Origin of the sequence: Oceanimonas marisflavi (genome assembly GCF_003049725.1) — a bacterium.
Lineage (GTDB): Bacteria > Pseudomonadota > Gammaproteobacteria > Enterobacterales > Aeromonadaceae > Oceanimonas > Oceanimonas marisflavi.
The window spans coordinates 152,054-159,055 of record NZ_QAGM01000006.1 but is presented as its reverse complement, the minus strand read 5'-3'; the positions used below and the strand labels follow the sequence as shown (position 1 = coordinate 159,055).

General features: G+C 62.8%; 5 protein-coding genes. 2 read left to right on the top strand and 3 right to left on the bottom strand.

Annotation, left to right across the window (positions count from 1 at the left end; all coding sequences use genetic code 11):
* Positions 1–271 precede the first annotated feature (271 nt).
* The 3 genes from DA373_RS06045 to DA373_RS06035 all read right to left on the bottom strand — a co-directional run bounded on the left by DA373_RS06045 (position 272) and on the right by DA373_RS06035 (position 2,290).
* Complete coding sequence (locus DA373_RS06045) at positions 272–979, bottom strand: glycerophosphoryl diester phosphodiesterase (RefSeq protein WP_198650247.1); 708 nt, start codon at positions 977–979, stop codon at positions 272–274.
* 1 nt (position 980) lies between these two features.
* Positions 981–1,313: a DMT family transporter gene (locus DA373_RS06040; protein WP_107851430.1), complete on the bottom strand. Its 333-nt coding sequence runs from the start codon at positions 1,311–1,313 to the stop codon at positions 981–983.
* 74 nt (positions 1,314–1,387) lie between these two features.
* Positions 1,388–2,290, bottom strand: coding sequence for a ChaN family lipoprotein (locus DA373_RS06035; RefSeq protein WP_107851429.1), 903 nt, complete (start codon positions 2,288–2,290; stop codon positions 1,388–1,390).
* Between the two features lie 85 nt (positions 2,291–2,375).
* Here DA373_RS06035 and DA373_RS06030 point away from each other — a divergent pair, with 85 nt between their 5' ends.
* The gene (locus tag DA373_RS06030) at positions 2,376–3,521 is read left to right on the top strand and encodes a 3-phenylpropionate MFS transporter (protein ID WP_107851428.1); all 1,146 of its coding nucleotides are present in this window, start codon (positions 2,376–2,378) and stop codon (positions 3,519–3,521) included.
* Positions 3,518–6,991, top strand: coding sequence for a hybrid sensor histidine kinase/response regulator (locus DA373_RS06025; RefSeq protein WP_107851427.1), 3,474 nt, complete (start codon positions 3,518–3,520; stop codon positions 6,989–6,991). Before DA373_RS06030 ends, DA373_RS06025 begins: the two co-directional genes overlap by 4 nt.
* Positions 6,992–7,002: the final 11 nt, after the last annotated feature.

The following is a 7,002-nucleotide window of genomic DNA, read 5'->3' as shown; positions in this document are numbered from 1 at the left end:
TGCCATTAGATCATAGTGATAGGGCATTTGAGAAGAACGTTAGGTGGAAAAGGTTGGCCGTAGCGCACTACGGCCAACCTTTTATTTGCAAGTTATGTCAAGAAAAACTTGTGACCAAGAGACAGGCTGGCAGTTTGTAGCGGGTAGGTCGGGACGAGTCCCAACATTCCGGCAGGCGGCGAAAATATTGTGAATTCGCTACGCTTATCGCCAACCTGGCCTGTTCCCTGTTCCCTGTTCCCTGTTCCCTGTTCCCTGTTCCCTGTTCCCCTTACTGTTTATACCCTCGCGGATCATCGGTAAAAATCATATCCACGCCCCAGTCTGCCAGGGTGTGCATGCGGGCCACCTCGTTCACGGTATAGCAGTGCAGCAAAAAACCGGCGGCTTTGATTGCTTTAGCCTGAGACTGAGTCAGATATTTATGGTTGCAGTGCAGGGCGATGCAGCCGAGTTGCAGCAACCGGGTGTGCCAGTCGTGAGGCAGGCGCTCCACCAGTAGGCCGCGGGCAATGGCGGGCGTCAGTTGCTGCATGTGGGCCAGGCAGGCCGGCTTGAAGCTGGACAATAACAGGCTTTCTGGCGGCAGAGGTGTGATCACCTCGCTTACCCGCCGGCACAGCCGGCCGGCATTATCGCCGGGGTGGATTTTCAGCTCGATATTTACGCATATGCCAAGCGCGGCGGCGAGCCCCAGATATTCCGCCAGCCGGGGAATGGGCTCGCCGGCAAACTCGGGGCCAAACCAGCCGCCGGCATCCAGCCGGGCCAGTTCCGGCCATTCCAGCTCCCGCACCCGGCCCCGGCCATTGCTGCAGCGGTTGACGGTTTTGTCGTGGATCACCACCACTTCGTCGTCGCGGCTGAGCTGCACATCTATCTCTACCCATGTCAGCCCGAGTGCGTGGGCGGCGCGCAGCCCGGCATGAGTGTTTTCCGGGGCCAGGGCGGCCACGCCACGGTGTCCGCAAAGCTTCATCTTAATGTCCGCCGCTGTTGGACCATAACTGAATGATAGCGACGCCGGCGATGATCAGCCCCATGCCGAGCAGGGCCGGAAGATCCGGGATCTGGCGGTAGAACACTATCGCCAGCAAGGTCACCAGCACGATGCCGGCGCCGGACCAGATGGCATAGGCCACGCCCACAGGAACGGTTTTTACCACCAGCCCCAGCAGCCAGAAGGCCAGACCGTAGCCCGTGACCACCAGCAGAGAGGGCGCCGGGCGGGTAAAACCGGCCGAGGCCTTGAGTGCCGAGGTGGCGACCACTTCGGCGGCAATGGCCAGGATCAGCAGCAGGTACGCGTTCATTCATTTGACTCGTTACGGTTGAAACAGAAAAACATCACTGTGCCCGAAAGCGACGCCGGACGAAAGCACGGCTTTCAGCACTCCGGTTCGCTCATCTCTATGGCGGGCAAGGGCTCGTCGTGCAGCCGGGCATCGGGCAGGGCCTGCACATTCAGTCTCCACAAGGGTGACGGGGGCGTGTCCTCACCGGGCAGCACCGGGTAAATCAGGGTGATGTTCAGTTTCGGATTGCGCAAGGCCAGACGCTGGGCCGTACCCAGACCCTCGGCAATATGAAAGCGGCCCACGGTGAGCATTACCCGGTGGCTCGGATGTTGTTGCAGATAACGTTCAATGCTTTCGGCCATGGTATCGTCCCAGCTGGTCTGGGCGGCAAACTGGTTTTCGGTGGGGGCCTGACCGTGAAAGCGGGTGGCCATAAAGCGGGCCTTGTAGGCGTCGTTATTCAGGGTCAGCCGCTCGGCCACCCAGGCACGGTGGCTGGCGGGCAGCCGGGTCAGGTAGTCCGGCCCCTGGCTGCCCACACAGCGCACGATGCGCCGGGGAGCGTTGGCGGCAATCACTTCAATGCCGGCGGTTTTGGCCAGCTCCACCAGAGGGCGGTAGTCGCTGCGGTAACGGGGCCAGGCACCGGCCCGCTTGATAAAGGCATCCTCACCGAGCTTTCCCGCCAGATAGTCGTCAACGGCCTGCTGTTTGTCCCGGCTGAACTGCTCCATGGCCAGGGCCAGCGGCCGGGGTTGTGTCAGCAGGGCGGCCAGCAGTCCGGCCTGAAAATGGTGCACGCCGACATGACCGTGCAGCTCGCCCACCATGATCACATCGGCGTTTTCCAGTTGTGCCGAAGCCTGGAGTGGCGTCAGTGTCTGGCCACTGTCGTTCTGCAGGGTAAAGTCATACAGGGTGGCGGGCGGGTCGGCCCGGGCCTGGCAGCCGGCCAGCATCGTCGCGAACAACAACAGTAAAATCAGGCGCATGCTTCACCTTTGACGCAAATGGATAACAGCAATTCATCGCTAAAGTGATTATGATAACCGGCATCATCCTTAAACCGTAATGAACATGACGCCCGCACGCTGGCTTTCATTGTTTTTTGCCGTCTATTTTTTCGGCTTTGGCACCTTTTTGCCGTTCTGGTCGCTGTGGCTTCAGGGCGCCGGCGCCGAGGCGGAATTTATCGGCCTGTTGCTGGGACTGGGCATGGCGGCCCGTTGTGTCGGCAATCTGGGCATTATGAGCCGGGTGCGGAGCGCCGGGCACCTGTTGCCGGCCATCCGCTGGCTCGGGCTGCTCAGCCTGCTGGTGTTCGGCGCCTTTTACGGCTGGCAGACCAGCCTGGGCCTGCTGGTGCTGACCCTGCTGGCCAATCTGGTTTATTCCTCGCTGATCCCGGCGGGAGAGGCCCTGGCCAGCCGTTATATCGTGCAGGTGCAGCTGGATTACGGCAGGGCGCGGCTGTGGGGCTCGGCGGCCTTTATTGTGGCCAGTCTGCTGGTGGGGCAGCTGAGTGCCCGGCTGGGCAGCCAGTGGATTCTGCACACCATGGTCTTGTCGCTGGTGTTGTTGCTGCTGTTGTCCCTGCTTCCGGTGGTACCGGGCCCGGCGGAGCCGGCAGCAGGACAGCGGGGAGATTCGGTGTGGCAGGCGCTGTGCCGGCCCGGCATGGGCCGCTTTTTGCTGGTCACTTCGCTGTTGCAGGGCAGCCACGCCTTTTATTACGGTTTCAGCTCTCTTTACTGGCAGCAGCAGGGCTATGATGCCGGCACCATCGGTTATCTGTGGGGGCTGGGAGTGCTGGCGGAGATCCTGGTGTTTATGTTTTACAAGCGATGGCTGGGGCACCTGACGGCCAGGCCCTTGCTGATGGCCGGCATGATCTGCGCTCTGTGCCGCTGGCTGTTGCTCGGCGCCACCACAGAGCCGGGCTGGCTGATACTGGCCCAGGTGCTGCACGCCGGCAGTTTCGGGTTTACTCATCTGGGCGCGGTGCGTTATATCAGCAGTGAGCTGGACGGCCGGGCGGTGTTTGGTGGCCAGGCCCTGTATGCGGCGGTGTCGTCCGGCCTGGCCCCGGGCCTGTTGCTGATGGCATCGGGGCTGCTTTACCCTTGGCTGCAGGGGCAAACCTTCTGGCTGATGGCGCTGGCGGTGCTGCCGGTGGCCTGGCTGCTGACCAGCCCTCTGCAGCGGCAGCAGGTCAGCGCATGATGCAGGGCTGGACCGTTATCAATATTGCCCTGGTTTATCTGGGCATTTTGTTCCTGCTGGCCTGGCTGGGGGATCGTCCGCGCATGGGCCATCTGGTGCGCCGGCTGCGCCCTCTGCTGTACAGCCTGTCGCTGGCGGTGTACTGCACCTCCTGGAGCTTTTTTGGCACGGTAGGGCAGGCCAGCACCGACGGCTGGACCTTTTTCACCATTTACCTCGGCCCCATTATCATGTTCACCCTGGGTGGGCGCTTTATTGCCCGGCTGATCGAGGTGGCCAAACGCGAGCACATTACCTCCATTGCCGACTTTATTGCCGCCCGTTACGGCAAGTCCCAGCGGCTGGCGGTGTTTATTACCCTGATCGCCATTGTCGGCGTCCTGCCCTATATCGCACTGCAGCTCAAGGCCATTGTGATGGGGCTGAACCTGATGGCGCCGGAGGTGGTGGCCGGCGCCGGCCGGGATGCGGGGGAAGTGGCGCTGATGGTGACCCTGCTGTTCACCCTGTTTATTCTGCTGTTCGGCACCCGTCATATCGACGCCACCGAGCATCAGCGCGGGGTGATCCTGGCCATTGCCGCCGAGTCGGTGGTCAAGCTGGTGGCCTTTATTGTGGTGGGGGGCTTTGCGCTCTGGCTGGTGCTGGCCTTTCCCAACCAGCAGCGGGTGATGATCACCGAAGACTTTATTGCTTCTCTGAGTGTGGTCAGCGGCGGCCATCTGCTCGATATCGGTGTGTATACCCTGCTGTCGATGAGTGCCATTATCTGTCTGCCGCGCCAGTTTCATGTGGCCGTGGTGGAGCATCACAGTCCGGCGGATTTGCGCTGGGCCCGGCGCATTTTTCCGGTATATCTGCTGCTGTTCGGGCTGCTGGTGCTGCCGCTGGCGCTGGCGGGCCAGCAGTGGCTGTCGGCGGACACTTCTCCCGATACCTATGTGATCAGCCTGCCCCTGAATCTGGGTCACCCCAATCTGGCCATGCTGGCCTTTATCGGCGGGGCCTCGGCCGCCACCGGCATGATGATTATCTCCACCATCGCGCTGGCGATCATGATCAGCAACGATCTGGTGCTGCCCATGATATTGCGCCGGCGCCAGCTGCAGGGGGTCGGTTTTGAAGACGTGGCCCAGCTGCTGCTCAATGTGCGCCGTACCGCCATTGTGGTGATCATGGCGTCTGCCTGGCTGGTGTTTTTATGGCTGGGGGACATCAGCACCCTGTCGCGTATCGGCTACCTCAGCTTTGCCGCCATCGCCCAGTTTGCACCGCCCCTGGTGCTGGGGCTGCTGTGGCGTGGTGGCAACCGGCGCGGTGCCTACTGGGGGCTGAGCCTGGGCATGCTGATGTGGCTGCTTAACCTGATGGCGGAAACCGGGCTCTTTGCCGGGGACGCCAGCACCAACGTGGTGCTCTGGCTGCTGACGCCACCGGCCCTGGGCTGGCTGGCCGAGATGAGCCCGGTGACCTGGGGCATTCTGCTCAGCCTGGGGTGCAACCTGGCGGGTTACCTGCTGGGCTCCTGGCTGTCGGTGCCCTCGGTCAGTGAGCGCTTTCAGGCCGCGGCCTTTGTGGGCCGCCAGCACAAGGACGACGGCGACGTGTACCGGGCCAAGGTGACGGTACGGGAGCTGGAGCAGCTGGCGGCGCGCTTTGTGGGCGAGCCCAGAGTGCGGCGGGCCTTTGCCCGCTATGCCAGTGAACAGGGCACCCTGGAAGGCAGCATGCAGGCGCCGGCCAGCCTGATCCGCCATACCGAGCGGGTGCTGGCGGGGGTGTTTGGTACCTCGTCGGCGCGGCTGGTGCTGGCGTCGGCGGTGCAGGGGCGCTCCATGGAGCTGGACGAGCTGGCCACCATAGTGGACGAAGCCGGCGATGTGTTCCGTTTTAACCGGGGCCTGCTGCAGGGCGCCATCGAGCACATCAGCCTGGGGATTTCGGTGGTGGACAAGGAGCTGCGGCTGGTGGCCTGGAACCGGCGCTATCTGGAGCTGTTCCACTATCCTCCCGGGCTGATCCGCGTGGGCCGGCCCATTGCCGACATTATTCGTCACAATGCCGGGCAGGGCCTGTGTGGCCCCGGCAACGTCGAGCAGCATGTGACCCGCAGAGTGGCCTATATGAAGGCGGGCAGCCGCCATGTGTCGTCCCGCACCCGCCCCGACGGCCGGGTGATCGAAATGCAGGGCAATCCCATGCCCGGCGGCGGCTTTGTGATGACCTTCAACGATATCACCACCTTTCGCCAGGCCGAGCAGGTGCTGAAGGACGCCAATGTCATGCTGGAACAGCGGGTGGCGGAGCGTACGCACGAGCTGTCGGCGGTGAACGAACAGCTGCTGGCGGCCAACCGTCAGGCGGAGCTGGCCAATGCTTCAAAAAGCCGGTTTCTGGCGGCGGTCAGCCACGATCTGATGCAGCCGCTGAACGCCGCCAGGCTGTTCGCCTCGTCCTGGCTGGAAACCTCCGGCGATGACGAAAGCCGGCGGCTGGCCGGGCATATCGACCGCTCGCTGACGGCGGCAGAAGAGCTGATCGGGGATCTGCTCGACATGTCCCGGCTGGAGTCGGGAAAACTCACCGCCAGGCCACAGGATTTTGCCATCAAGGAGCTGTTCGATACCCTGAAGGCCGAGTTCAGCGTACTGGCCGAACAGCAGGGCGGTGAGTTTAGCGTGGTCAGCAGCCGGCTGGGAGTGCACAGCGATCCCCGCCTGTTGCGGCGCATATTGCAGAATTTTCTCACCAATGCCCTGCGCTACAGCCCAGGTGGCCATATTGTGCTGGGTCTGCGCCGTGCCGGTGAAGGCGTGCGTATTGAGGTGTGGGACAACGGCCCCGGTATTCCCGCCGACAAGCTGGATGTGATTTTTGACGAGTTCACCCGGCTGGAGCCGGGGCAGCGCCACCAGCAGGGGCTGGGACTGGGGCTGGCCATCGCTCAGGGACTGGCGGGCATTCTGGAACACCGGCTGGGCGTGCGTTCGGTCGAGGGCCGGGGCTCTGTGTTCAGCGTGACCCTGCCGCGTTCGCGTCAGTTGCCGGGGATGATGGTGCCGGCTCCCGCGGCGGTGGCCGGGGGAGGCAACCGGCTGGCGGGCCTCAGAATACTCTGTATCGATAATGAAGCCGATATTCTGACCGCCATGGACAGCCTGCTGGGTTGCTGGGGCTGCAAGGTGCGGCTTGCCGGCAGCGGCGACGAAGCCAGAAGCCTGTGCCGGGAGGGGTTTGAACCCCAGGTGATACTGTCGGACTACCATCTGGACGATGATGAAACCGGGGTGTCGGTGATCAATATGCTGCGGCTGGAGTTTGGCCATATGCCGGCGGTGGTGATCAGCGCCGATCGCCAGCCCGAACTGCAGCAGCTGCTGCAGCTGCTGGATCTCGGTTACCTCAGCAAGCCGGTCAAGCCGCTCAAGTTAAGGGCGCTGCTGCAGCATCTGGTGAAAAGCGGGGAATAGGGCGGGATTAG

What these genes read in the sequence shown, in the direction of transcription:
- DA373_RS06045 (WP_198650247.1), bottom strand. Translation starts at nt 979, where the DNA reads ATGAAGCTTTGCGGACACCGTGGCGTGGCCGCCCTGGCCCCGGAAAAC.
- DA373_RS06025 (WP_107851427.1), top strand. Translation starts at nt 3,518, where the DNA reads ATGATGCAGGGCTGGACCGTTATCAATATTGCCCTGGTTTATCTGGGC.
- DA373_RS06030 (WP_107851428.1), top strand. Translation starts at nt 2,376, where the DNA reads ATGACGCCCGCACGCTGGCTTTCATTGTTTTTTGCCGTCTATTTTTTC.
- DA373_RS06035 (WP_107851429.1), bottom strand. Translation starts at nt 2,290, where the DNA reads ATGCGCCTGATTTTACTGTTGTTGTTCGCGACGATGCTGGCCGGCTGC.
- DA373_RS06040 (WP_107851430.1), bottom strand. Translation starts at nt 1,313, where the DNA reads ATGAACGCGTACCTGCTGCTGATCCTGGCCATTGCCGCCGAAGTGGTC.